The organism is Achromobacter denitrificans NBRC 15125 (genome assembly GCF_001571365.1).
In the GTDB taxonomy this organism is placed as follows: Bacteria; Pseudomonadota; Gammaproteobacteria; order Burkholderiales; family Burkholderiaceae_B; genus Achromobacter; species Achromobacter denitrificans.
Genome location: NZ_BCTQ01000010.1, coordinates 1 through 24,134, shown reverse-complemented (window position 1 = coordinate 24,134; position 24,134 = coordinate 1). Strand labels below are relative to the sequence as shown.

The 24,134-nt window shown below is 69.3% G+C and carries 21 protein-coding genes and 1 pseudogene; 9 read left to right on the top strand and 13 right to left on the bottom strand.

Translation table 11 applies throughout. The features are described from left to right. The first annotated feature begins 65 nt into the window (after positions 1-65). Positions 66-1,520, top strand: coding sequence for an MFS transporter (locus ADE01S_RS10540; protein ID WP_062681649.1), 1,455 nt, complete (start codon positions 66-68; stop codon positions 1,518-1,520). Here the strand turns inward: ADE01S_RS10540 and ADE01S_RS10535 are convergent. The 8 genes from ADE01S_RS10535 to hutC all read right to left on the bottom strand — a co-directional run bounded on the left by ADE01S_RS10535 (position 1,505) and on the right by hutC (position 11,479). After that, a complete protein-coding gene (locus ADE01S_RS10535) occupies positions 1,505-2,275 on the bottom strand; it encodes a carbon-nitrogen hydrolase family protein (protein ID WP_242663459.1) in 771 nt (256 codons plus the stop codon). The two genes, ADE01S_RS10540 and ADE01S_RS10535, sit on opposite strands and share 16 nt — an antisense overlap. 112 nt (positions 2,276-2,387) lie before the next feature. Further along, complete coding sequence (locus ADE01S_RS10530; protein ID WP_075873435.1) at positions 2,388-3,938, bottom strand: tetratricopeptide repeat protein; 1,551 nt, start codon at positions 3,936-3,938, stop codon at positions 2,388-2,390. Positions 3,939-4,026: 88 nt separating this feature from the next. After that, positions 4,027-5,241: an imidazolonepropionase gene (gene hutI / locus ADE01S_RS10525; RefSeq protein WP_062681646.1), complete on the bottom strand. Its 1,215-nt coding sequence runs from the start codon at positions 5,239-5,241 to the stop codon at positions 4,027-4,029. Between the two features lie 13 nt (positions 5,242-5,254). Further along, complete coding sequence (gene hutH, locus ADE01S_RS10520) at positions 5,255-6,784, bottom strand: histidine ammonia-lyase (protein ID WP_062681645.1); 1,530 nt, start codon at positions 6,782-6,784, stop codon at positions 5,255-5,257. Positions 6,785-6,794: 10 nt separating this feature from the next. Then, on the bottom strand, positions 6,795-8,216 hold the full coding sequence (locus tag ADE01S_RS10515; RefSeq protein ID WP_062681644.1) for a purine-cytosine permease family protein: 1,422 nt from the start codon (positions 8,214-8,216) through the stop codon (positions 6,795-6,797). 69 nt (positions 8,217-8,285) lie between these two features. Next, positions 8,286-9,965, bottom strand: coding sequence for a urocanate hydratase (gene hutU, locus ADE01S_RS10510; protein WP_062681643.1), 1,680 nt, complete (start codon positions 9,963-9,965; stop codon positions 8,286-8,288). A 171-nt stretch (positions 9,966-10,136) separates the two neighbouring features. Further along, on the bottom strand, positions 10,137-10,739 hold the full coding sequence (locus tag ADE01S_RS10505; protein ID WP_062681642.1) for a HutD/Ves family protein: 603 nt from the start codon (positions 10,737-10,739) through the stop codon (positions 10,137-10,139). Further along, complete coding sequence (gene hutC / locus ADE01S_RS10500) at positions 10,736-11,479, bottom strand: histidine utilization transcriptional repressor HutC (RefSeq protein WP_172600272.1); 744 nt, start codon at positions 11,477-11,479, stop codon at positions 10,736-10,738. Before hutC ends, ADE01S_RS10505 begins: the two co-directional genes overlap by 4 nt. Positions 11,480-11,615: 136 nt before the next feature. On the opposite strand from hutC, the gene ADE01S_RS10495 reads away from it, so the two are divergent. Together ADE01S_RS10495 and ADE01S_RS10490 are read left to right on the top strand one after the other, a co-directional pair. Next, positions 11,616-11,906 (top strand): metal-sensing transcriptional repressor, encoded by a 291-nt coding sequence (locus ADE01S_RS10495; protein ID WP_062681640.1) that lies wholly within the window; start codon positions 11,616-11,618, stop codon positions 11,904-11,906. A 28-nt stretch (positions 11,907-11,934) separates the two neighbouring features. Further along, the gene (locus ADE01S_RS10490; protein WP_062681639.1) at positions 11,935-13,044 is read left to right on the top strand and encodes an S-(hydroxymethyl)glutathione dehydrogenase/class III alcohol dehydrogenase; all 1,110 of its coding nucleotides are present in this window, start codon (positions 11,935-11,937) and stop codon (positions 13,042-13,044) included. A gap of 82 nt (positions 13,045-13,126) precedes the next feature. Here the strand turns inward: ADE01S_RS10490 and ADE01S_RS10485 are convergent, their stop codons facing one another. Both ADE01S_RS10485 and ADE01S_RS10480 read right to left on the bottom strand, forming a co-directional pair. Continuing rightward, positions 13,127-14,272, bottom strand: coding sequence for a glycosyltransferase family 4 protein (locus ADE01S_RS10485; protein WP_062681638.1), 1,146 nt, complete (start codon positions 14,270-14,272; stop codon positions 13,127-13,129). After that, on the bottom strand, positions 14,269-15,228 hold the full coding sequence (locus ADE01S_RS10480) for a WaaZ-like lipopolysaccharide core biosynthesis protein (RefSeq protein WP_242663460.1): 960 nt from the start codon (positions 15,226-15,228) through the stop codon (positions 14,269-14,271). Before ADE01S_RS10480 ends, ADE01S_RS10485 begins: the two co-directional genes overlap by 4 nt. 436 nt (positions 15,229-15,664) lie before the next feature. Here ADE01S_RS10480 and panB point away from each other — a divergent pair, with 436 nt between their 5' ends. From panB to ADE01S_RS10465, 3 genes are all read left to right on the top strand, one after another. After that, the gene (panB, locus tag ADE01S_RS10475) at positions 15,665-16,516 is read left to right on the top strand and encodes a 3-methyl-2-oxobutanoate hydroxymethyltransferase (RefSeq protein WP_062681636.1); all 852 of its coding nucleotides are present in this window, start codon (positions 15,665-15,667) and stop codon (positions 16,514-16,516) included. Between the two features lie 75 nt (positions 16,517-16,591). After that, positions 16,592-17,701 carry a YcjF family protein gene (locus ADE01S_RS10470; protein WP_062681635.1) on the top strand — a complete coding sequence of 370 codons (1,110 nt, stop codon included), beginning with the start codon at positions 16,592-16,594 and terminating at the stop codon, positions 17,699-17,701. 132 nt (positions 17,702-17,833) lie between these two features. After that, a complete protein-coding gene (locus ADE01S_RS10465) occupies positions 17,834-18,046 on the top strand; it encodes a DUF1059 domain-containing protein (RefSeq protein WP_062681634.1) in 213 nt (70 codons plus the stop codon). 27 nt (positions 18,047-18,073) lie between these two features. Here the strand turns inward: ADE01S_RS10465 and ADE01S_RS10460 are convergent, their stop codons facing one another. Both ADE01S_RS10460 and ocd read right to left on the bottom strand, forming a co-directional pair. Beyond that, positions 18,074-19,957: a hypothetical protein gene (locus ADE01S_RS10460; RefSeq protein ID WP_062681633.1), complete on the bottom strand. Its 1,884-nt coding sequence runs from the start codon at positions 19,955-19,957 to the stop codon at positions 18,074-18,076. 72 nt (positions 19,958-20,029) lie between these two features. Beyond that, positions 20,030-21,079 carry an ornithine cyclodeaminase gene (gene ocd, locus ADE01S_RS10455; protein ID WP_062681632.1) on the bottom strand — a complete coding sequence of 350 codons (1,050 nt, stop codon included), beginning with the start codon at positions 21,077-21,079 and terminating at the stop codon, positions 20,030-20,032. Between the two features lie 124 nt (positions 21,080-21,203). Here ocd and ADE01S_RS10450 point away from each other — a divergent pair, with 124 nt between their 5' ends. The 3 genes from ADE01S_RS10450 to lhpI all read left to right on the top strand — a co-directional run bounded on the left by ADE01S_RS10450 (position 21,204) and on the right by lhpI (position 23,909). Continuing rightward, a complete protein-coding gene (locus ADE01S_RS10450; protein WP_062681631.1) occupies positions 21,204-21,629 on the top strand; it encodes an Lrp/AsnC family transcriptional regulator in 426 nt (141 codons plus the stop codon). Between the two features lie 285 nt (positions 21,630-21,914). Beyond that, positions 21,915-22,853: an N-carbamoyl-D-amino-acid hydrolase gene (locus tag ADE01S_RS10445; protein WP_172600290.1), complete on the top strand. Its 939-nt coding sequence runs from the start codon at positions 21,915-21,917 to the stop codon at positions 22,851-22,853. Between the two features lie 108 nt (positions 22,854-22,961). After that, positions 22,962-23,909 carry a bifunctional Delta(1)-pyrroline-2-carboxylate/Delta(1)-piperideine-2-carboxylate reductase gene (gene lhpI, locus ADE01S_RS10440; protein WP_062681629.1) on the top strand — a complete coding sequence of 316 codons (948 nt, stop codon included), beginning with the start codon at positions 22,962-22,964 and terminating at the stop codon, positions 23,907-23,909. Between the two features lie 3 nt (positions 23,910-23,912). Here the strand turns inward: lhpI and ADE01S_RS31785 are convergent. After that, positions 23,913-24,134, bottom strand: a pseudogene (locus ADE01S_RS31785) (hypothetical protein); the annotation flags it as partial.

Genomic DNA, 24,134 nt, shown 5'->3' with positions numbered 1-24,134 from the left:
TGCCGTAGAATCGACGGTCACGACCCACGGTCCGCAATCCGGACGCCTCGCGGCGCGCCAGACTCATGTTCACGTTTTCGCGCAATACCGTTTACCCGGCCGGCGTCGGCCTGCCGGCATCGGAACGCCTGGGCGCGCTCCTGGCCGTCATGCTGGCCCTGTGCATGGCCAGCCTGGACACCGCCATCGCCAATACGGCGCTGCCCACCATCGCCCGCGACCTGGGAGCCAGCGACGCGCAGTCCATCTGGGTCATCAGCGGCTACCAGCTGGCCATGGTGGCGGCCCTGCTGCCGGCCGCCGCGCTGGGCGAGATCCTGGGCCACCGTCGCGTCTACATCGTGGGGCTGGCCATCTACACCGTGTCCTCGCTGACCAGCGGCCTGGCGCCATCGCTGCCCACCCTGGTCGCCTCGCGTATCCTCCAAGGCCTGGGCGCGGCCGGCCTCATGAGCGTCAACGGCGCCCTGCTGCGCTTCATCTATCCCTCGCACCTGCTGGGCCGCGGCCTGGGCCTGAACGCCATGGTGGTGGGCCTGTCCTTCGCGGCGGGGCCCACCGTCGCCTCGGCCATCCTTCTGTTTGGGAACTGGCACTGGCTGTTCCTGGTCAACGTGCCCGTCGGCATCGTATGCGCCGTATTGGCCCTGCGCGGCCTGCCCGAAACCACCCGGGCCCGGCACGGCTTCGACGGCCTGGCCGCGGTGCTGTGCGCCCTGACGCTGAGCATGTTCGTGCTGGGAACCAACGAACTCGCGCACAGCGCCCCGCTGCCGCGCGTGGCGCTGGAATGGGGCATCGCCGCGGCCAGCCTGTGCCTGCTGATGCGGCGGCAGGCGGGCCATCCCGCCCCCATCCTCGCGGTCGACCTGCTGCGCCGCCCCCTGTTCGCCCTGTCGGCGGCCACCGCCATCTGCGCATTCGCGGCCCAGGCCCTGGCGTTCGTCGCCCTGCCTTTCCTGCTGCAGACCACGTTGGGCTACACCCAGGTGGAGACCGGCTTCCTGATCACCCCCTGGCCGGTGGTGGTGGCGTTCATGGCGCCCATCGCGGGCCGTTTGTCCGACCGCTATCCGGCGGGCGCGCTGGGCGGCGTGGGCCTGGCGCTCATGGCGATCGGCATGGCGCTGCTGGCGCTGATGCCCGCCGATCCGCCCATCTGGGACATCGCCTGGCGCATGGCCGTGTGCGGCGCCGGGTTCGGCTTTTTCCAATCGCCCAACCTGCGCGCCATCATGATGTCGGCGCCGGCATCGCGCGCCGGCGGCGCCAGCGGCATGGTCGGCACCGTGCGGTTGCTGGGGCAGGCCTCGGGCGCGGCCCTGGTGGCCGCCTGTTTCAACGTGTCCGGCACGCAGGGCGCCGTCGCGGCCCTCTGGCTGGGCGGCCTGTGCGCCGCATTGGCCTGCCTCGCCAGCTTCTCGCGGCTGCGCTTCGATGCGTCCGACCCTGACGCCGAAGCTTGTCCGAAGGCTGGAAAAGGAAAGGGCGGCGACGCGGCGCGCTACTCGCGCACGTAGCAGGGATAGCAGGACTGCTGCGCGCGCGAGCGGGCGGGATCGACCTCGATCGTCACGATGGATTCGGTATCGCCGGTCCGCGCCAGCAGCTCGCCATCGGGCTGGAACGCGAACGCCGCGCCGCCGAAGACCTGCCCCGTCTGCGCGCGTCCGGCGCGATTGGAACTGACCACGTAGCACCCCGACACCAGCGCCGCCATGGCGCCGGCCGTCAGCCAGCGGCCCACGGACAAGGCGCTGGCGCGCGGCACCACGATCAGTTCGGCGCCGGCGCGCCCGTAGCGGCGCGAATGTTCGTTGAACATCAGCTCGGTGCACAGCTGCACGCCCAGGCGGATGCCGCCCACCTCGAACACCTCGAAGCCCTCGAACGCGGGGTGGAACCAGGTCGCCTCGAAGAAGCCCGGCTCTTCCGGGAAGTATTGCTTGTGATGCAACCGGGTGTAGCGCCCGTCCTGCAAGGCGAAGGCCTCGTTGGCCAGCCGTTCTCCAGCGGGAACCGGCCGCGACGACACGATGGCGGGCACGCCCAGCGCGGCCAGCGCGGCCAGGCCGGCTTCATGGAGCCGCACCGAGGCCGCGGCGCGCTCCGCGTCGTAGACCGGATCCGCCGCCAGCCATGGACCGAACGGCATTTCGTTGGTCACCAGCAAGTCCGGCGCAAGCTCGACGATACGCTCGGCCAGCCCCTCCCAGGTCGCGCCCGCGGGCTGCAGGTCCACCGGGCCTTCCATCATGCAAATCCGCATTTCCATCCTCCGTCACCGAGGCCGCAGGCGGCCGTTGAGCCCGGATCGTAGCCCGCCGCCAACGCGCGTAGCGGCCGCGGCGCGGAAGTCGTCCGTTTCGGACGCGCACTGGTCCGGATCAGGCTGCCGCGAGGTCCCGGGCCAGGCCTTCGAACACCGCCGCCCAGTCGCCGCGCGCCGCCTGCCGCCGCAGCGTCGCCGACGCATACCAGGGCGTATCGGCGCGATCCAGCCCCCAGCGCCAATCCGGCGTATGCGGCAGCAGCACCCAGGTCGGCACGCCCAGCGCGCCCGCCAGATGGGCGACCGCGGTATCGACCGTGATCACCAGGTCCAGCCTGCTCACCAGGGCCGCGGTCTCGGCGAAATCGGTCAGCAGCGGCCCCGCCTGGAAGACCTGGCCGGCGGCGTCCAGCGGCGCGCGGTCCGCTTCCCGCAGGTCGCGTTGCAACGAGACGAACGTGTGGGGCGTCGCCAGCACGCCGGCCCATTGCGTAAAGGCCGTGGACCGGTTCGCGTCGTCGGGATGCGCGGGATTGCCGGCCCAGGCCAGACCGATGCGCTTGCCCCGGGCCGCGCGCCCCGCCAGCGTCGCTTCCCAGCGGTTGGCCCGGTCCGGATCCGCGGCCAGATAGGGCGCGACCGAGCGGACGGCGGTTTCACGCAAGGCCAGCGGCAGGCTCAATAGCGGCACGTGGCGGTCGTACTCGGGGACGGGCGCGTCCGCGCCGATCACGGCCGCCGCGCCGGGCAGGTCCTTCAGCAAGGGGAGCAGCGCCGGCTGCACGCGCAGCACCACCCGCGCCCCGGCGCGCGACAGCGGCTCGATGTAGCGGACGAATTGCAGCGTATCGCCCAGCCCCTGCTCGCTGTGCACCAGCAGCGTCTTGCCCGCGAGGCCGGTTTCGCCCAGCCAGGGCTTGCCTGCGAAATCGTGGCGCTGCCCGCCGTCGCGCCAGCGCCATTCGTAGTCGCGCCAGCCATGCTCGAAATTGCCCAGCATCAGATTGGTCTGGGCGCGGTTATTGCGCGCGCCGGCGTGTTCCGGATCCAGCGCGATCGCCTTCTTGAAGCTGCGCAGCGCCTCGTCGAAGCGGCGCATGTCGCGCAGCGCCACCCCGAGGTTGACGTGGGCATCGACGAAATCCGGCTTGAGCGAAAGCGCGCGCTGATAGGCCTGCAACTCTTCGTCGAACCGGCCCGCCTGCCCCAGCAGCTTGCCGTGGGTGTAGTGCAGGGCCGGCGACGAGGGCGCCAGCTTCAGGGCATGGCGGATCAGGGCCACGGCCTGGTCGCCCTGGCCGAGGCGCGCCTGCAGATCCGCGATTTCGCCGTAATAGGCGAGTTGCTCGGGCGCCCGCTTCAGCGCCGCCTGGAAATGGGCCAGCGCGGCGGCCGGCCTGCCGGCATTCTTGCTGGCGATGCCCGCGTCGCGCAGCAGGTCCGGCGAGGCCGGGCCCGCCTTGACCGCGCGGTCGAACCAGTCCGCGGCCTGCGCGAAATCGTCCTGCCTCGCGGCCACGTAGGCCAGCCCTTCGAGCGCGCGGGCGCTGTCGGGGTCCGCCGCCAGCAGCTGTTCGAACAGGGAGCGGGCATCCTGCAGCCGGTTGTCGCGAAAGGCCGTCAACGCTTGCTGCTGCAAGTCTTGCAGGGAGGGGGTCGAGTTCATGGATCCGGGTAGAGGCAGAGGCTCGCCCGCGCGGCCCGGACGGGCAGGAGGCGGCCGGCTGCCATTCTACCGGCTGCGGCCGCCGCGCCTACCGCGCCGCCGTGACGTGCGCCAGCGCCGCATGCCGCACCACGCGCCGGGGCAGGTCGCCGCCGATCCAATAGGCCAGTTCCGCGGGATGCCCCACTTCCCACGCCACGAAATCCGCCACTTTCCCCGCCTCCAGCGATCCGTGGCTGGCCTGCAGGCCCAGCGCCCGCGCGGCATGCAGGGTGGCGCCGGCCAGCGCCTCTTCGGGCGTCAGGCGGAACAGCGTGCAGGCCATGCTCAGCATCAGCCGCAGCGACAGCGCGGGCGAAGTGCCGGGGTTCAGGTCGCTGGAGATGGCGATGGGCACGCCGTGCTGGCGCAGCAGGCCGACAGGCGGCAGCTGCGTCTCGCGCAAGGCATAGAAGGCGCCGGGAAGCAGCACCGCCACGGTGCCGGCCCGGGCCATGGCCAGGACATCGCTTTCGGTCAGGTATTCGAGGTGATCGGCCGACAGCGCGCCATAACGCGCCGCCAGCGTGGCGCCGTGCTGCGAGGACAATTGCTCGGCATGCAGCTTCACCGGCAGGCCGTATTGCCGGGCGGCGAGGAACACCCGCTCGACCTGCGCGGGCGAGAACGCCAGGTGCTCGCAGAAGGCGTCCACCGCGTCCACCAGCCCTTCGGCCGCCAGCACGGGCAGCATGCGGCAGACTTCGCCGACATAGTCGTCCGCCCGCCCTTCGTATTCGGGCGGCAGCGCGTGCGCGCCCAGGAAGGTGGCGCGCACGGTGAGCGGCAAGGCCTGCCCCAGGCGGCGGGCCACCCTGAGCATCTTGCGCTCGCTGGCCAGGTCCAGCCCATAGCCCGACTTCACCTCCAGCGTGGTCACGCCGTCGCGCAGCAGTTGCAGCGCCCGTCTTCGCGCGCCGTCGTAGAGTTCGTCCTCGCGGGCGGCGCGCGTGGCGCGCACGGTGCTGGCGATGCCGCCGCCCTGGGCCGCGATGCTGGCGTAGTCCACGCCTTGCAGCCGCTGCTCGAATTCCCGGCTGCGGTCGCCGCCGAACACCAGGTGCGTATGGCAGTCGATCAGGCCGGGCGTGACCCAGGCCCCGCCCAGGTCATGGACCGCGGCGCCGTCGGCATGCGGCAGCGCGTCCTCGGGGCCGATCCACTCGATGCGCTCGTCGCGCGTCAGGATGGCGGCGCGCTCGATCGCGGAATACCTGCCGCCCGCCATCGTGGCCGCGTGGCAATTGCGCCAGACCTGTCTCATGCGTTCCTCCGTCTCACGCGCTGGGCAGCAGCCCGGCCGGCATCAGCGCCGTCAGGCCGCGCGCCGCGATGAGTTCGCTGGCGGCGGCGATGTCGGGCGCGAAGAAGCGGTCCCGCTCATAGTGCGCCACCCGTCCGCGCAACAGCGCGCGGGCATGTTCCAGCTTGGGCGCCGTCTTCAGGCCCTCGCGGAAATCCAGGCCCTGGCAGGCGCCCAGCCACTCGATCGCGAGGATGTCGCGGACGTTCTCGGCCATGGGCCAGAGCCGCTTGCCGGCGTTGGGCGCCATGGAGACGTGGTCCTCCTGGTTGGCAGAGGTCGGCAGGCTGTCCACGCTGGCCGGATGCGCCAGCGCCTTGTTGTCGCTGGCCAGCGCCGCGGCCGTGACCTGGGCGATCATGAAGCCGGAATTCACGCCGCCGTTGCTCACCAGGAACGGCGGCAGCTGCGACATGTGCTTGTCCATCATGAGCGAAATGCGGCGCTCCGACAGCGCGCCGATCTCGGCCAGCGCCAATGCCAGGTTGTCGGCCGCCAGCGCCACCGGCTCCGCGTGGAAATTGCCGCCCGACACCACGTCGCCCTGTTCGGCGAACGCCAGCGGGTTGTCCGATACGGCGTTGGATTCGATTTCCAGCACTTGCGCCACCTGGCGGATCTGCGTCAGGCAGGCGCCCATCACCTGCGGCTGGCAGCGCAGGGAATAGGGGTCCTGCACCTTGCCGCAGTTCGCGTGCGAATGCCCGACCTCGCTGTCCTCGGTCAGCAGTTCGCGGTAGACGGCGGCCACGTCGATCTGGCCCGGCTGGCCGCGCGCCGCGTGGATGCGGGCATCGAACGGCGCGCGCGAGCCCAGCATGGCTTCCACGCTGAGGCTGCCGCAGACCAGCGCCGCGGCCAGCAGGTCCTCGGCCTCGAACAGGCCTCGCAGGGCGTAGGCCGTGGAGACCTGCGTGCCATTGAGCAGCGCCAGGCCTTCCTTGGCCGCCAGCGACAGCGGCGCCAGGCCCGCGCGCGCCAGCGCTTCCCGGGCGGGCAGCCATTCGCCCTGGCAGCGGGCGCGGCTTTCGCCCAGCAGCACCAGCGACATATGCGCCAGCGGCGCCAGGTCGCCCGACGCGCCGACCGAACCCTTCAAGGGAATATGCGGGTACACGCCCGCATTCACCAGCGCGATCAGGCGGTCGATCACGGCGCGGCGGATGCCGGAATAGCCGCGCGCCAGGCTGTTGATCTTCAGCACCATGATCAGCCGCACCATGGCGTCGTCCAGCGCCTCGCCCACGCCGGCGGCATGCGACAGCACCAGCGAGGTCTGCAGCGCCTCCAGGTCTTCGCGCGCGATCTTCGTCGAGGCCAGCAGGCCGAATCCGGTATTGATGCCGTACACCGTTCGGCCCTCGGCAATGATGCGTTCGACCGTCGCCACGCTGTCGTCGATGGGGCCCGCGGCGCTCGCGTCCAGCGTCAGGCGCACCGGCTCCTGGTACACGCGCCGCAGATCGGACAGCGTCAGGCGTCCGGGCTTGAGATGCAGATCCATTAGAGGTCTCCTAGGCCGGTTTCCCGGCACGATGCGCCGGCTCGCGGGCCGCGGGCCGCGCGTCGCGGCGGGCGAACAGGTAGTAGAGCACGGCGGGCACGACCAGTCCGATGATCCATGAAATATCCACCCCGCCCAGCCGTTCGACCATGGGGCCTGTGTAGAGCTTGGTCGAGATGAAGGGCATCTGCACCAGCACGCCGAACGCATAGACCAGGATGCCGGGCAGGTTCCACCGCCCATAGCGCCCGTCCGGATCCGACAGCGCGGGCACGTCGTAGCGTTCGCGGCTGATGCAGTAATAGTCCACCAGGTTGACCGCGCTCCAGGGGGTGAAAAACGCCAGCAGGAACAGGATGAAGGACTTGAAGGCGTTCAGGAACGAATGCTGGCCCAGCAAGGCCACGGCGGTCGCCATGCCCACGATCAGCACCACCGCCACCGTGCGCTGCCGGCGCGTGATCTCGACCGAGCCGCGAAAGCCGCTCACGACCGTGGCGATGCACATGAAGCTGCCGTAGGAATTCAGCGTGGAGATCGTGACTTTGCCGAACGCGATGCTGAAATACAGCAGCGCCGCCATCGTCCCCGTTCCGCCCAGGCCGACGATGTACGCCACCTCGCGTCCGGCGAACTGGCCGGCCGCCATGGCGGCGGCCAGCACCCCGAGCACCATCGCGATCTGCGCGCCGATGACCGACCCCAGTCCCACCGCCAGGAACGTCTTCACCGGCGACGTGGCGCTGGGCAGGTAGCGCGAATAGTCGGCCACATACGGGCCATAGGCGATCTGCCAGGATGCGGCCAGCGAAACCGCCAGCAGGAACGAGCTCCAGCTGAAATGCCGGATCTGCAGGAGCTGCCCCACGTCGCCCACCGCGATCACGCGGCTGAAGAGGTACACGAATGCGACGATGCCCAGCACCGTCGCCACCCGCCCGATGATGTGGATCACCCGGTAGCCGAACAGCGTGGCCGCGACGATGACAGCCGCGAAGATGAGGATGCCGGCGGTATCGCTGACGCCGAAGAGCTGGCCCAGCGCCTGGCCCGACAGCACCGCGCCCGTGGCCGTGAAGCCCAGGTACATCAGGCAGACGAGCACGATGGGAATCGCCGCGCCGTACACGCCGAACTGCACGCGGCTGGAGATCATTTGCGGCAGGCCCAGCCTGGGCCCTTGCGCCGCGTGCAGCGCCATTACGGCGCCGCCCAGCACCTGTCCGATGAACAGGCCGATCAGCGACCAGAACACGTCGCCGCCCAGCACCACGGCGAGGGCGCCGGTGACGATGGCGGTAATCTGCAGGTTGGCGCCCATCCAGAGCGTGAACTGGCTATAGAGCCTGCCGTGCCGCTCGGATTCAGGAATGTAGTCGATGGAACGCCGCTCCAGGAGCGGCGCGGGCCCTGTTTCATTGTCCAAAGCCATCGCATTGCCTCGAAATGGGCGTGGGGCCGAAGACCGCCCCACGCGGGTTGGCGGAATGAAGGCGCCGGCTCAGCGCGCGCCCGTGATCATCGGCAGGTTCAGGCCTTGCTCCCTGGCGCATTCGATGGCGATGTCGTAGCCGGCGTCCGCGTGACGCATGACACCCGTGCCCGGATCGTTGGTCAGCACGCGGGCGATGCGCGCGGCGGCTTCGTCCGTGCCGTCGCACACGATCACCATCCCCGAGTGCTGCGAGAAACCCATGCCCACGCCGCCGCCATGGTGCAGCGACACCCAGGTCGCGCCGCTGGCGGTGTTCAACAGCGCATTGAGCAGCGGCCAGTCGGACACGGCATCCGAGCCGTCGCGCATGGACTCGGTTTCGCGGTTGGGGCTGGCGACCGAGCCGGAATCCAGGTGGTCTCGGCCGATGACGATGGGCGCCGACAACTCGCCCGTGCGCACCATTTCGTTGAAGGCCAGTCCCAGCTTGGCGCGCGCGCCCAGGCCCACCCAGCAGATGCGCGCCGGCAGCCCCTGGAAGCTGATGCGCTCGCGCGCCATGCTCAGCCAGTGGTGCAGATGCGTGTCGTCCGGAATCAGTTCCTTGACCTTGGCGTCCGTCTTGTAGATGTCCTGCGGATCGCCGGACAGCGCGGCCCAGCGGAACGGCCCCACGCCGCGGCAGAACAGCGGGCGGATGTAGGCCGGCACGAAGCCCGGAAAATCGAACGCGTCGTCCACGCCTTCTTCCTTGGCCATCTGGCGGATGTTGTTGCCGTAGTCGAAGGTGGGCACGCCCTGGCGCTTGAAAGCCAGCATGGCCCGCACGTGGACCGCCATCGACTGCCGGGCGGCCTTGACGACGGCGGCGGGCTCGCGCTGCGCGCGGACGCGGTAGTCTTCCCAGGTCCAGCCGGCCGGCAGGTAGCCGTTCAGGGGATCGTGCGCGCTGGTCTGGTCGGTGACCAGGTCCGGCCTGACGCCGCGGCGCACCAGCTCGGGCAGGATGTCGGCCGCGTTGCCGCAAAGCGCGATGGAAACGGCGCGGCCTTCTTTCGTGTACCGGGCGATGCGCGCCAGCGCATCGTCCAGGTCCGCGGCCTGCTCGTCGACATAGCGGGTGCGCAGGCGGAAGTCGATGCGGCTCTGCTGGCATTCGATATTCAGGGACGAGGCGCCGGCCAGCGTGGCCGCCAGCGGCTGCGCGCCGCCCATGCCGCCCAGGCCCGCCGTCAGCACCCACCGGCCCTTGAGGTCGCCGCCATAGTGCTGGCGGCCCGCCTCGACGAAGGTCTCGTACGTGCCTTGCACGATGCCCTGGCTGCCGATGTAGATCCAGCTGCCCGCGGTCATCTGGCCGTACATCGCCAGGCCCTTGGCGTCCAGCTCGTTGAAGTGTTCCCAGTTGGCCCAGTTGGGCACCAGGTTGGAATTGGCGATCAGCACCCGCGGCGCGTTGGCGTGGGTCTTGAACACGCCCACCGGCTTGCCCGATTGCACCAGTAGGGTCTCGTCTTCGTTGAGCGCCTTGAGGGCCTCGACGATCTTGTCGTAGCACTCCCAATTGCGCGCGGCGCGGCCGATGCCGCCGTACACCACCAACTCCTGGGGATTCTCCGCGACGTCCGGATCCAGGTTGTTCATCAGCATGCGCAAGGGGGCTTCCGTGAGCCAGCTCTTGGCGGTCAGTTGATTGCCGCGCGGCGCGCGGATGACGCCATCGCGGTGTCGGGTCGGTTGGTCCAAGACGGTCTCCTCGTTCGGTTCATCCGCGGACGCTCGACATCCGCGCGGGGTCTGACCGAATCATAGGTCCCATATGCTTGTATATACAAGCTGGAAATACCGGTTTTCCGTCAGGGATTTCCCGTATGAAAACGAGTGTTTCCGGGGCCGGAACGGCCGCGGCAGGCAGGCTCAGTCCGCGCGGGAGGAAAGCTCGATGACGCAGGCGTCGAGCCCCCCCGCGCCGTCCAGCCGGTACTCGGCCAGGCCCGGCCGGCCTTCGACGTGCAGGCAGTCGTACCGCCCTGCCGCGGCGTGCTCGACGCCGTCGACCCGCAGCGACAAGGCGCCGCCCGCATTCAGGACCAGCACCGTGCGCGCGGCGCTGTGGAAGGTCCACGGCCCGGCCCCCGCCGCCCACTGGAACCGCGCGCGATAGCGCGCCGGCGCGTAGATCAGGTTGAAGTCCCGGATCGGACCATCCACCAGGCGGCAATGCACGGGCGCATCGCCGGAAAATGCGTACGCCTGGCGCGGTGCCAGCGGCGCCTGCTCGCATCCGTCCACGGTGAGCTGCATGCCCTTGCCTTCCAGCACGGTGATGATGCGCTGGTATCCGGAGAAGGTGGAAAACCCGCCTTCCTGGGCCACGTCCGCGATGGACAGCCGCCAATCGAACGCGGCCGTGCCGCCGCCGGGATTGCAGGCGACTTCCTGGGTGGTGCCGCCGCCGTTGCGCCAGGGCATGCGCGGGTAGTCGGCGGCGCGGTAGAGACGGACATCGGGGCGGTTCATTTGGAAAACTTGCCTTCCAGGCGGTGGCGCGAGCCGGGGTGGATCAGGCGGGCCAGCGTGACGACGCGCTCGCCGGACCAAGTGCGGCGGCGGATCAGCAGACAGGGCTCGGCGCGGTCGATCTGCAGGAGCTGGCATTCGCGCGGCTTGGCCAATATGGCCTCGACCACGTGCTCGCCCTCGGTCAGCGGCGCAACGCGCGTCAGGTATTCGTACGGCGTGCTCCGCGCGAAGTCCTGCTTGAGATAGTCGGGCGCCAGCTTTACGTTGACGTAGCGGTCTTCCAGCTGGATCGGCACGTCGTCCTCGAAATGGACGATGAGCGAATGGAACACCGGCTGCCCGGCGCGGATCTCCAGCGCCTGCGCCTGCTCGGCCCCCGCGGGCTCTTCGGCCAGGCGCACGACGCGGCTGTGGTGGCGGTGATTGCGCGCCGCGATCTCTTCGGCGATGTTGTTGACCGCGAACAGCGCCGAGCGCGCCTTGGGCTGGGCCACGAAAGTTCCCACGCCCTGCATGCGCACCAGCAAGCCTTCCGCGGTCAGTTCGCGCAGGGCCCGGTTGACGGTCATGCGGCTAAAGCCCAGTTCGTCCACCAGTTCGGCCTCCGACGGCACGCGGTAATGCGCGGGCCACGCGCCGCTGCGTATCTGTTGCGCAATCATCTGCTTGACCTGCGCGTAGAGCGGCGCGGGCAAGGCGTTCGCCTGTACCGGCAATCTGGGCGGGGAGGAGGCCACGGGTCGTCCTGTCTTGTACCGTTGAGCTGCGGGGAAATCCGGGGATAAAGTATAGACAGGTACAGACGAACCGTCGCGCCTGGACGCGGCTGGCCGCCGCGCGTATACTCCCCCCCTGTATTTATCGGAGCCCGCCGTGCCCCATTCCCCGGAAGAAAAGAAACGCGTCGTCACCCGCCTGCGCCGTATCCAGGGACAGGCGCTGGCGCTGGAGCGGGCCGTCAACGAAGGCACGGAATGCGGGGCGCTGCTGCAGCAGCTGGCCGCCCTGCGAGGCGCCGCCACCGGCCTGATGGCCGAGGTGCTGGAAAGCCACCTCCGGGAAACCTTCCTGCAGTCGGCCCAGGGCGCCCAGCGGGAGGCCAAGGTCGAGCCCGAAGCGGAAATCGACCTGTTGATGCGCCTCGTCCGTTCCTATTTGAAGTAACGCCACCTGACACTCGTGGAGCAAAGCTATGAAATCACGCGCAGCAGTCGCATTCGGACCCGGCAAGCCGCTGGAAATCGTTGAAATCGACGTCGCGCCCCCGCAGCGCGGCGAGGTGCTGGTGCAGATCACCCATACCGGCGTCTGCCACACGGATGCCTTCACCCTGAGCGGCGACGATCCGGAAGGCCTGTTCCCGGCGGTGCTGGGCCATGAAGGCGCCGGCGTCGTGGTCGAGGTCGGCGAAGGCGTGACCTCGCTGAAGCCCGGCGACCACGTCATCCCGCTCTACACGGCCGAATGCCGCGAATGCAAGTTCTGCCTGTCCGGCAAGACCAACCTGTGCCAGAAGGTGCGCGCCACGCAGGGCAAGGGCGTCATGCCCGACGGCACCTCGCGCTTCAGCTACGAAGGCAAGCCGCTGTACCACTACATGGGTTGCTCGACCTTCAGCGAATACACCGTGGTCAACGAAATCTCGCTGGCCAAGATCAACCCGGCCGCTCCGCACGAGAAGGTCTGCCTGCTGGGCTGCGGCGTCACGACCGGCCTGGGCGCCGTGCACAACACCGCCAAGGTCAAGGAAGGCGACACCGTCGCCGTGTTCGGCCTGGGCGGCATCGGCCTGGCCGTGATCCAGGGCGCGGTGCAGGCCAAGGCCGGCCGCATCATCGCCGTGGACACCAACCCCAACAAATTCGTGCTCGCCAGCGCCATGGGCGCCACCGACTGCGTCAATCCCAAGGATCACGACAAGCCGATCCAGGACGTCATCGTCGAAATGACCGACGGCGGCGTGGACTTCTCGTTCGAGTGCATCGGCAACGTGCACGTCATGCGCGCGGCGCTGGAATGCTGCCACAAGGGCTGGGGCGAGAGCATCATCATCGGCGTGGCCGGCGCCGGCCAGGAAATCAGCACCCGCCCGTTCCAGCTGGTCACGGGCCGCGTGTGGCGCGGTTCGGCCTTCGGCGGCGTCAAGGGCCGCACGCAGCTGCCGGGCATGGTGGAAGATGCCATGAGCGGCAAGATCGACCTGGATCCCTTCGTCACGCACACCCTGCCGCTGGAGCGCATCAACGAAGCCTTCGACCTGATGCACGAAGGCAAGTCGATCCGCACGGTGATCCACTACTGAACCGCGGCGCCCCGCTGAAACCCGGCGGTTCCACGGGCCCGGCGCATCGCGCCGGGCCCGTGGCGTTTCATGGCGGCCGCGCTCAGGAAGTCAGGCGCAGCCGGTAGGGTTGCTGCGCGCGCCCTTCGCGGTAGACGCTTTCGGTCTTGCCCACGAACGTCGCCAGCGAAAACTCTTTCAGCGCCGTGCTGCGCGCTTCCTCGCCCATCCTGTCCACGGCGGCGCGGTTGGCCAGGATCTGCGACAGGGCCTGCACCAGGCTGTCCACGGACGCGGGCGGCACCACCCAGCCGTCGCGGCCGTCGGTCACGTTCTCGGGCAGCCCGCCCACTTCGCTGACGATGACCGGCTTGCCCGCGGCCATCATCTCGCGGCAGGCGAAGGAAATCGTCTCCAGCTTGGACGACAGCACGAAGCCCACGTCCAGCGCCGACAGGAACGGCCGCACGTCGTCCAGCAAACCCGTGAACACGACCTGGTCGGCCATGCCCAGTTCCTCGACGCGGCGCATCTGCTCGGCGTCCGGCAGCTTGCCGGCGATCAGGATCACCACCTGCCTGCGCTGCGGCGCCGGCAGGCTGGACACGGCGGCGACCATGTCCAGCCAGTTCTTGTAGACGGCGGTGCCGGCGTTGCTGCCGATGACCAGCCTGCCCTGCATGCCGTCGGGCAGCAGGCTGTCGCGTGCCTGGGCCGCCTGCCGTTGCGTGGCGGGGCGGCATTTCTCGGTATCGACGCCGTTGTGCACCATCCGCAGGTCTTCGTTGCGGAACACGGATTGCTTCATTCGACGAAACGTGTGGCTGCATACGCAGATGACGCGATTGGTGCCCCACTTGGCGCGCACGCGCGCGCCCAGGCTGTTGGCGCTGCGGTCGGTGTGCTGGGTGTAGACGATGAAGGGGCGCCGGGCGCCCATCCCCATGGTCGCCAGCATGCACAGCCGGTGATCCGCCGAGCCGTTGACGTGCACCACGTCGAAGCGCTCGTCGCGCAGCAGGGTGCGCAGCCGGCGCAGCGCGCGCAACTGCTCCAGCGGCCGGCCCTTGAACTCCAGCGCGATGGTGCGCACGCCGGGCAGTTCGCGCGCTTCCGCCAGCAGGCGGCTGCTCGCCGGCGCGGCCACGGTCACTTCCGACTTGTGGCAGAGGATGCGGGCCAGCGACATCACGTAAGTCGTGTGGCCGCCGCCATCGCCTTGATGGAAATTGGTGTACAGGATTTTCATGGGTTCACATTCACTTGCGTGGGCACAGCCGCCTCCGGCGGCAGCAGGCAGGTCCAGTGGCGTTTTTCGAACACGTCGCTTCCCAGCCGGCTGGCGAGAGACAGGTTGTAGACCTTGATCCCGCGCGCGCTGAGCAGCCTGCCGGCTTGCCGGAACGCGGGTTCGATGTGCCCGGCGAACTGCCGGTCCAGCGCGGTCGGCAATTGCGCGGCCGCGTTTTCATAGAATCGGGGCCCCGCGGTGGCCGTCAGGTCCAGGCCGTGCAGGTAGAGAGTCTTCGCGCCCAGCCAGGCGAGCAGTTGCAGCGAGGTGTAGGCCACGGTGCCGCCGCCGAACAGGCCGCGCGTCGGATCCAGGCTGAAGCCGTGGGCGTGCATGGGATGGCGGGCGTCGAACAGCACCAGGCCGGGATCCTGGGCCAGCTCGGTTTCCAGTTCCTCGGGACGCGCCCGCGGCCGCGCGGCGCGCTGGTGCACTTCCTCGAACAGCGCGATGCGGCAACGCACCGCCTGGCCCTCGAACAGGAACGCGATCCAGCGATAGACTTCGGGCGTGACGAAGAGCGTCAGGTCCTGCGCCAGCACCTCCGCCACCAGATCGCGGCGGTGCCTGACGAAGCCGGCGTCCAGCATCGCGTAGTAGTCGAAACGCAGCGAGGGCCGCTGCCGGCGCAGCGCGATGGAGCCATTGACGCCCATCACCGCGCCCAGGCGGCAGCGCGCGTAGTCGATCTGCGCCACGGAAGGGCCGCTGAGGATCAGGTGGGCATCGCCCGCGATGGAGTGCGCCAGCTGTTGCAGCGGCGTGGTGGCCGGGCCGCGCACGCCGAGCAGCTCGCAGCCCTCCAGCTTGCCGTCGGCGTCGCGCCGCACCTTCACGAACGGCCACAGCGTTTCATTGTGCCGATACGCCCGGGGCCGCGTGTACCGATAGAAGTAGCGCAAGCCCTTGGTCAAGGGGCGTGAACGCAGGAGGCGGGGAACGAGCCCGGAACTAGGCATGGACAATGTTGCGCGTATGCCGCAAAAAACTTGACGAGCGGCAAATTCTACGCAGCCGGCCTCGCGCAAACGCGAGAGAAACCGTTGAGATGTAACGCTTTGGCGCGCCCGGCGCCGCGTCCCTCAATTCCGTGCCGGCGCGCGGGCGGCACGAGGGCCGCGCCGCGCGGCGAACGCGGCCCATAGCTTGCCGGCCACGGCAGCCAGTGCGTGCATACCGGGTCATTCGTATCGGACCCGCGCCGGGTGGCCGCCTGGCCGTCCCTACTTTCAATTACCTTTTGCCGCAAAGATTAGCCTTCGCCGCCGGCCGGCGGCGCTAGCGCGGGCGCCACGCGGGCGCCGGCGTTCCGGTACGATGGCCCCGCAACCCTGGAGAAAGAGGAAACCGATGTCTACGACCGCCACCTTGTCCGCCGCCGCGGCGACCGCCAGCACGCCCCGGATGAGCGTCCCCGCTTTCCGCGCCCGCAAGCGCCAGGAGCCGCTGGTGATGCTGACTGCCTACACGGCGCGCATGGCCGAGCTGCTGGACCCGCATTGCGATGCCCTGCTGGTGGGCGACAGCCTGGCGCAGACCATCTATGGCCTGCCTTCCACCGTGCCCGTCACGCTCGACATGATGATCGCGCACGGCGCCGCCGTGGTGCGCGGCTCGCGGCGGGCGCTGGTGGTCGTGGACATGCCCTTCGGCAGCTATGAGGAAAGCCCCGAGCAGGCGTTCCGGTCGGCGGCGCGCGTCATGAAGGAAACCGGCGCGGCCGCGGTCAAGCTGGAAGGCGGGCAGAGCATGGCGCCGACGGTCGCCTACCTGTCGGCCCGCGGCATCCCGGTGATGGGCCACGTGGGCCTGACCCCGCAGGCCGTGAACATCCTGGGCGGATACGGCGCGCGCGGCCGGGGCGAGGCGGAGTATGCCCGCATCGCCGCCGACGCCGCCGCCGTGGCGGAGGCCGGCGCGTTCTCCCTGGTGATCGAGGGCGTCGTCGAGCCGCTGGCCGCGTCGATCACCGACGCCGTCGCCTGCCCCACTATCGGCATCGGCGCGTCCGTCCGCTGCGACGGTCAGGTGCTGGTGGTGGACGACATGCTGGGCATGTTCGACCGCACCGCGCGCTTCGTGAAGCGCTACGACGACCTGGCCGCCCGCATCCAGCAGGCGGCGCAGGGCTATGCCGGGGAAGTCCGGGCGCGGACCTTCCCCGATTCGGCGCATCTGTACGGCGCGCCGGCCCAGGCCTGAAAGGCGCGCGGCCCGGCCTGGGCCGCGCGGTTTTCTGGCTAGAATCGTCCCCATGACTGTTCACGCCCCCATCCCATGAGCCTGCCCCGCAACGACCCTCCCCAGCTGCAAGATGCGATCGCGGATGCCATCAGCACCGCGACGCGCGGCGCGGGGCGCGTGAATATCCTGGTCGCGGGCAAGACCGGCGTGGGCAAGAGCACGCTGATCAACGCCGTGTTTCGCGGCGAGCTGGCCAAGACCGGCGCGGGCAAGCCCGTCACCCAATCCACCCAGGAATTCACCAAGGCCGGGCATCCGCTCACCATCATCGACACCCGCGGCCTGGAGGTCGCCGATTACGACCGCTCGCGCCGGGAGCTGGCCGACCTGATCCGGGAACGCTCCGCGTCCGACGACCAGGATCGGCACCTGCACGTCGCCTGGCTATGTATCCAGGACAGCAGCCATCGGGTCGAGGACGCGGAAATCGAGCTGTGCGGCATGCTGGCCGACGCCGGCATTCCGGTGGTGGCGGTGCTGACCAAGGCGCGCAAGAACAGCGCGTTCCTGGACGAGGCCCGCAAGCTGCTGCCGCGCGCCAGGGAGGCGGTGGCGGTGCGCGCGCTGCCGGAATGGATCGAGGAACTGGATGCGGAACTGCCCCCGATGGGCCTGGACAAGCTGATCGAAGTGACTGCGCTGCACATCCCCGAAGCGCAGCAGCGCGCTTACGCCAACGCCCTGTCGACCCGCAACAAGAAGGCCCTGGAAGTAAAAAAAAAGCGGGCTGAGATAGAGGTCAACGTGGCCGCCGGCCTGGCGGCCTCGGCCGCCGCCGCCCCCATCCCGTTCTCGGACGCCTTCGCGCTGGTGCCCATCCAGGTCGGCATGATCGCGAAGATCGGCATCACGTTCGGCATGGAGCTCGACACCGCCGCCATCACCACCCTGGTGACCTCCACGCTGGGCGCCTCCGCCGCCACGCTGATCGGGCGCTCGGTGGTGTCCGGCCTCCTGAAGTTCATCCCCGGCGCGGGCAGCGCGGTGGGCGGCACCATCGCCGCCACCACCGCCGGCGCCATCACCAAGCTGCTGGGCAACGCCTACGTGGCCGTGCTGCACGATTTCTGCCTGAAGAACCCCGGCAAGGACATCGACATCGCCATGATCGCGGCGGCCTTGAAACAGCGCGTCAGTTTCTGAGCGGCCCGGCCGGATCTATACTTTTCCCATCGCCCCGGCCGGTGCGACGCGCCACCGGCCAGGACGTCCCGCGCCGCGCGTCGGATGCCCTATTGCGCAAGCTCCAGCGAGCCTGCGCGCAAGGAGACGTTCATGACACGCAAATACATCGATTGCCGCGAGTACCCCAGCGAGATGAATTGCTCGGTGGCGCTGGCGGCGGATTCCGAAGGCGAACTGCTGGAAGCGGCCGTGCAGCACGCGACCACGGTGCACAAGCATACGGATACGCCGGAGCTGCGCACGCAGCTGAAATCGCTGTTCCACGAGGGCACGCCGCCGGTTGAAGCCCCGCGCCGCGCCTGACACGCCCGGCGCAAGCGCGGGCGCGGCTCACCAGGCCAGCGCTTGCGCCACCTGTTCGATGCGCGCGTTGCCGCCGCCGTCCGCGGCCAGCGGCGCGCGCAGGATGGACCGGCTGTCTCCCCGGTCCACGATCCAGAACACCATGCCGGCCGGCGCCAAGGCGCCGTTTTCGGCCTTGCCGTCCAGGCGCAGCGCGCGCCCGTCGCCCTGGCGGGGCGCCACCTCGAACACCCATTTCCGGCCGTGCAGCGAGCCCGTCGCGCCCTCCCGCAAGCGCGGCGCGAAGGCGACGGCCTGCACGCCGCCGGCCTCCAGCCCCAGCTGGTCGCGCATGAAGGAACGCATGGAACCTTCCAGCGCCTCGTCCCCGATGCCTGCCTTCTGCTCCACCGACAGGCCCAGCAACGTTCCGGTCCTGAGGTCCTCGTACTGAAATCGTTTCGGGCCGATCGGCTTGAGGCGGAAATCCCCGATGCGCAGGGGCAAGGCCTGGCCGGTGCGCGCGCTTCGGAGTTCGGGCCGGTCTTCGGCCAGGGCCCAGGCCCGGTCCCGGTCGCCCGTCCATTCGATATAGCGTTTGCTCAGCGCCACGGCCTCGTCCTCGCGGCCCTGGCGATAGGCGATGTCCGCGGCGCGATCCAGCGCGGTCTCGTACAGGACCTCGTCGTGATAGGCCTTGCCGGCATAAGCCCAGGCCGCCAGCCCGATGTCGTAGTGGCCGCGGGCCTCGTCCAGCGCGCCGCGTTCATGGGCGGCGGTGCCCATCACGGTATGCAGCCGCGCGATCTCCTGCGGGAAGGCGGCGTCGGGCAGCGCGGCCCGCGCCAGCTCGGCGGCCGCTTGCCAGTCTCCCGCCATGGCCCACTCGGCGTCGATGGCGCCGGCCTGGTCCGACATCGCCCGCTCGCGGAAGAGGCGCTGTTCCTGGTCCCAGGCGATGGCGCCGAGCAGCGCCTGCGCCTCTCGCCGCGCCTCGACCCCCGACTGCTCGGGATAGGATGCCTGCACCTGCAGGCGCCAATCGCCGCGCGCCGCCAACCACTCGGCTTCGATCACGCCCTGGCCTTCGGGGCCGGAACGCAGCGCGGACCTGGTCTGCGCCAGATTCTCGTAGGGCAGGCCGGGCATCGCCGCCACCGCGGCGGGCGCCGCGGCCTGCTCGCCGTACGGCTCGCTTCGGGTGCTTTCCAGCCAGGCCAGGCGCTGCGCGCCGTCCTGGCCGCGCAGCGTCTCCATATAGCCGATGCGCAGCTGCACCACGACGCGCCCGCCGCCATCCAGGCGCCGCGCATAGTCCAGCCGCGCCGCGTCGCCGCGCGCGCCGGCCGGTTCGAAACCCAGCAGGGCCCAACCCTCCTGCACCAGCGGCATCGACAGGCCCGCCGGCGCATAGCGCAGGCGCTGGCCGGATTCCACCTGCCAGAGCGCGGGATAGGGCCGGGCCCGCTCGATGAGGCCTGCCTGCAGCCGGGCGACCGCGGGCGCCTCTCCCGCCGCCATGGCGGCTTCGATCGCCCGCGACGACAGGATGGCCATCCCGTCGTCGTCGCCCAGGCCCCTGAAGTCCTCGATCCGCGCTTCGGCCACGGCGCGGGCTTCGGCGTGCAGGCCTTGCCGCTGCAGCAGGTTGAGCAGCAGCATCGCGGCGTCGAAGATTTCGTAGCGGTTGCGATTGAGCCGCGCCGCCTCCAGCGCGGCGCGCGCCGAATCGGTGGCGGCGGCCCAGGAGGCGTCGCGGATCCGGGCGCGGGCGTCCTCCATGTGCCGCATGAAGGGAGACAACGGCGCCTGCGCCTGGGCCGCCGCGGCGGCCGCCGTGTCCTGCGCGGAGGCCGGCACGCCGGCCCCCGACAACAGCGCTGCGGCCGCCAGGACCAGCCCGGCGCGCAGCGGACGAACAGCGGACGTCATCCAGCCCCCTTTGCTCTGCGTAGAAGAAGTGGGGCCAGTATACGGGCGGCCTGCGGCCCGCCCGCTGCGGCGCTAGCCGCGGGCGAGGGCGGGCTGGACGGCGCGCAAGGCGGGCAGGACGCCGAACAGGTTCTTCGGGTCGGCCATCCGCGGCGCCACCTCGATGCGGGTGCCCACGCCATGCCGGGCGGCGGCATCGCTCAGCCAGCGCAGCGCCGAGAAATCCTCCAGGGCGAACCCCACGGAGTCGAAGATGGTCACGTCTTCGGCGCGCGCGCGGCCGCCGCTCTGCCCCGTCAGCACGCGCCACAGTTCGGTCACGGCGAAATCGGCCGGCATCTGCTGCAGGTCGCCCTCGATCCGCGTTTGCGGCTCGTATTCCACGAACACCGGCCCGGCGCGCAGCACGTCCGCGTGCAGCTCGGTCTTGCCCGGGCAGTCGCCGCCCACGGCATTGATGTGCATGCCGGGTTCGATCATGTCGGCGGTCAGGATGGTGGCGTAGGCCTTGTCCGCGGTGACCGTGGTGACGATGTCCGTGCCCTTCACGGCGTCCGCCGTGCTGTCGAAGCGCACCACGCGCAAGCCGGGCACCGAGGCCAGATTGTTTTCAAGCTTGCGTGTGGCGCCTGCGTCCACGTCGAAGACGTGCAGGGTGTCGATGCCCAGGAGGTAATGGAAGGCGAGCGCCTGGAATTCGCTCTGGGCGCCGTTGCCGATCAGGGCCATCTTGCGCGAACCGGGCCGGGCCAACGCGCGCGCCGCCAGGGCCGAGGTTACCGCGGTGCGCAGCGCCGTCGTGAGGGTCAATTCGCTGATCAGCAGCGGCTCGCCCGTCTCGACCCGCGCCAGCGAGCCGAACGCCATCACGGTCGAGAGGCCGGCCTGCGGGTTGCCGGGGTGGCCGTTCACGTATTTGAAGCTGTAGAACTCGCTGTCGGCGGTCGGCATCAGCTCGATCACGCCGGTGGCGGAATGGCTGGCCACCCGCGCGCTCTTGTCGAATTCCTGCCATCGAAGAAAGTCCGACAGCACATAGTCCAGCAGACTGGAAAAAACCTGTTCCGAGCCTTGCAGGGCCACGATCTTCGCGACATCGGAAGTGGAAAGCAGCGTCGTCATTTATTTCTCCCCGAGTTATGGAACAGAAATTCTGGAGGAGGGGCAAACCAATTCCTAGTGACAAGAATCCACACAAAACGCTAAGATTCTGTCATTCTGACAGCGCTTGGTAGCACTTTTCACAATGGACACGCTAGATCAGAACCTGTTGGGCCTGTTGCGCGCCAATGCCCGCCTGTCCGTCGCCACGCTCGCGAAGAAACTGGACGTCTCGCGCGGCACCATCGACAACCGCATCCGGAAACTGGAGGAGCGGGGACTCATCCTCGGCTATACCGTGCGCCTGCGCCCGGATGTGGAAACCGAGGACATCGTCGCGTGGATGAGCATCGCCGTGGAAGGCCACGAAACGCGCAAGATCGTGAACCTGCTCATGGGCGAGCCCAGCGTGGCGGGCCTGCACGACACCAACGGCCGCTGGGACCTGCTGGCCGAATTGCGCGTGCCCACCATCGATGAGCTGTCCGAGGTGCTGGACCGGCTGCGCACCCTCAAGGGCATCGCGGCCACCGAGACCAGCATCCATCTCAAGACCTTCAAGGCGCTCTGAGCCCCGGGCTACGGGGAAACCCTATATAAAACTTTGCATGCCTCCCATGATCCTGCGTTATGCATGGCGCCGGGACGGCATCGCCTCGCCCGCGAAATCCCGCATGGAATCAAGGTTTTGCCGCCGCGCCCCGGCGCTTGTCCGGCGGGCGCCGGCCGGCCCGGACGCGGTATCGGATTTTCCCCCGCCCATGCATGCTTGCGCTTTCCGTCCTGCCCGCCGCCATCCGCGCGATAAGAACACCAGGAGATTTACATCGTGAGCCATGCAACCCCCTCCCGCAAAATGGGCCTGGCGGTCGCCCAGATGGGCGCCGTCAACCTCGCCGATACCCGCGCGGCCGTCGTCCGCCGGCTGGTCGAGATGATGCGCGAGGCCGCCTCCCGCAAGGCGGAGTTCGTCGTCTTTCCCGAGCTGGCGCTGACGACCTTCTTTCCGCGCTACTGGATGGAAGACGCCGAGGCGGTGGAGCGCTACTTCGAAAAAAGCATGCCCAACGCCGACGTGCAGCCGCTGTTCGACACGGCGCGCGAACTCGGCATCGGCTTTTACCTGGGTTATGCCGAGCTGACGCCCGAGGGCCGCCAGTTCAACACCGCCATCCTGGTCGACCGCAACGCGAAGATCATCGGCAAGTACCGCAAGATCCACCTGCCCGGCCATGCCGACCACAAGGTCGACGCGCCGTTCCAGCACCTGGAGAAGAAATTCTTCGAAGTGGGCGACCTGGGCTTCGGCGTCTGGGAAACCAACGACGTCAAGATCGGCATGTGCCTGTGCAACGACCGCCGCTGGCCCGAGACCTACCGCGTGATGTCGCTGCAAAGCGCCGAACTGATCGTGCTGGGCTACAACACGCCGTCGCTGAACATCCACTGGAACGAGCCCGCGCACCTGCGCACCACGACGCACGAAATCGTGCTGCAGGCCAGCGCCTACCAGAATGCGGTGTGGATCGGCGCGGCCGCCAAGTGCGGCCACGAAGACGGCCACCACATGATCGGCAGCTCGATGATCGTGGCGCCCTCGGGCGAGATCGTGGCGCGCGCCAGCGGCGAGGAAGACGAAGTGATCACCGCGAAGATCGACCTGGGCATGGGCCAGGCATTCCGCGACCACGTCTTCAACTTCGCCAAGCACCGCAGCCCGCAGCACTACCGTCTGATCGTCGAGCGCACCGGCGCGGGCGACCCGCTGCCCGTGGCGCAAATCGATCTGGCCTGACGGACCGCGGCCCGCGCCATCGCGGCCGAGTCCGGCCCGCGGCCAGGGCTGCGGGCGGCGTCCTGCTAGACTGCCCCCAGCCCTCTCAGACCGACGGACCCGGATCCCATGCGCTTCATCGACACAGACCAGACCCGCGACGCCCTGTCCTTCGACGCCGTCATTCCCGCCCTGCGCGACGCCTTCCGCGACGGCGCCACGGTGCCGCCGCGCCACGTCCATGCCATCCAGTCGGGCAATGCCCACGGCACGTCGCTGATCATGCCGGCCTGGAGCGATCGCGGCTATTTCGGCGTGAAGATCATCAACATCTTTCCCGAAAACACCCATCAGGGCCTGCCGGGCCTGCATGCCACGTACAACCTGTACAGCGCCACCACCGGCGTGCCGATCGCCCAGGTGGACGGCGACGTGGTCACGGCCTATCGCACGGCCGGCGCGGCCGCGCTGGGCGCGGACTACCTGGCCCGCGCCGACGCCGACACGCTGCTGATCGTGGGATCCGGCCGCATCGCCGGCCTGGTGGCCCAGGCCATGCGCAGCGTGCGGCCGATCCGGCGCGTGTTGGTCTGGAACGTCAGGGCTGCCGGCGCCGAAAAACTCGCCGGGCAATTGCGCGGGCAGGGCTTCGATGCCCAGGCCGCCGGCGACCTGGAGGACGCGACGCGTCAGGCCGACATCATCAGCTGCGCCACCCTGTCCACCGTTCCGCTGATCCAGGGCGCCTGGCTGCGCCCGGGCGCGCACCTGGACCTGATCGGCAGCTTCACGCCCGCCATGCGCGAAACCGATACGGCCTGCTTCGACGGCACCGCCGTCTACGTGGACACCGATGAGGCGCCCACCAAGTCCGGCGATCTGTTGTCGGCCTTCGACGCCGGCGTGCTCACGCCGGCCGGCATCCGCGGCAACCTGCACCAGCTTGCCGCGGGCCAGGTGCCGGGGCGCCGCGACGATGGCGAAATCACCGTGTTCAAGGCGGTAGGCAGCGCGCTGGAAGACCTGACGCTGGCGACGCTGGTGTACGAAGCGGTGAACGGGCAGGCGGATGCGTAGATTCTATGGTTTCACGCAAGCCTGGTTGGCGAGGAAGAGTTCTCGCTCGAAGGGTTTGCGTGATTTCCATACGCCGAAGGCGATGCGCAAGAGCTTTCTGGCAATGATGTTCAAGGCTTGGGTGGTTGCCCAGCCTTTGGCGAGCAATGCCTGATACATGGGTTTGAAGGTGATTGATCTGGCGGCGGCGGTGGCGGCGTTGTAGGCGAGGCTGCGCAGGATGCC

Bases quoted from the DNA above. Each gene is read 5' to 3' on its own strand.
- ADE01S_RS10470 (WP_062681635.1), top strand. From the start codon at position 16,592: ATGAGCCTGCCCCGCAACGACCCTCCCCAGCTGCAAGATGCGATCGCG.
- panB (WP_062681636.1), top strand. From the start codon at position 15,665: ATGTCTACGACCGCCACCTTGTCCGCCGCCGCGGCGACCGCCAGCACG.
- ADE01S_RS10530 (WP_075873435.1), bottom strand. From the start codon at position 3,938: ATGAACTCGACCCCCTCCCTGCAAGACTTGCAGCAGCAAGCGTTGACG.
- hutH (WP_062681645.1), bottom strand. From the start codon at position 6,784: ATGGATCTGCATCTCAAGCCCGGACGCCTGACGCTGTCCGATCTGCGG.
- ADE01S_RS10490 (WP_062681639.1), top strand. From the start codon at position 11,935: ATGAAATCACGCGCAGCAGTCGCATTCGGACCCGGCAAGCCGCTGGAA.
- ADE01S_RS10485 (WP_062681638.1), bottom strand. From the start codon at position 14,272: ATGAAAATCCTGTACACCAATTTCCATCAAGGCGATGGCGGCGGCCAC.
- ADE01S_RS10450 (WP_062681631.1), top strand. From the start codon at position 21,204: ATGGACACGCTAGATCAGAACCTGTTGGGCCTGTTGCGCGCCAATGCC.
- ADE01S_RS10540 (WP_062681649.1), top strand. From the start codon at position 66: ATGTTCACGTTTTCGCGCAATACCGTTTACCCGGCCGGCGTCGGCCTG.
- ADE01S_RS10505 (WP_062681642.1), bottom strand. From the start codon at position 10,739: ATGAACCGCCCCGATGTCCGTCTCTACCGCGCCGCCGACTACCCGCGC.
- ADE01S_RS10460 (WP_062681633.1), bottom strand. From the start codon at position 19,957: ATGACGTCCGCTGTTCGTCCGCTGCGCGCCGGGCTGGTCCTGGCGGCC.
- ADE01S_RS10515 (WP_062681644.1), bottom strand. From the start codon at position 8,216: ATGGCTTTGGACAATGAAACAGGGCCCGCGCCGCTCCTGGAGCGGCGT.
- ADE01S_RS10465 (WP_062681634.1), top strand. From the start codon at position 17,834: ATGACACGCAAATACATCGATTGCCGCGAGTACCCCAGCGAGATGAAT.
- hutI (WP_062681646.1), bottom strand. From the start codon at position 5,241: ATGAGACAGGTCTGGCGCAATTGCCACGCGGCCACGATGGCGGGCGGC.
- lhpI (WP_062681629.1), top strand. From the start codon at position 22,962: ATGCGCTTCATCGACACAGACCAGACCCGCGACGCCCTGTCCTTCGAC.
- ADE01S_RS10535 (WP_242663459.1), bottom strand. From the start codon at position 2,275: ATGGAAATGCGGATTTGCATGATGGAAGGCCCGGTGGACCTGCAGCCC.
- ocd (WP_062681632.1), bottom strand. From the start codon at position 21,079: ATGACGACGCTGCTTTCCACTTCCGATGTCGCGAAGATCGTGGCCCTG.
- ADE01S_RS10445 (WP_172600290.1), top strand. From the start codon at position 21,915: ATGGGCCTGGCGGTCGCCCAGATGGGCGCCGTCAACCTCGCCGATACC.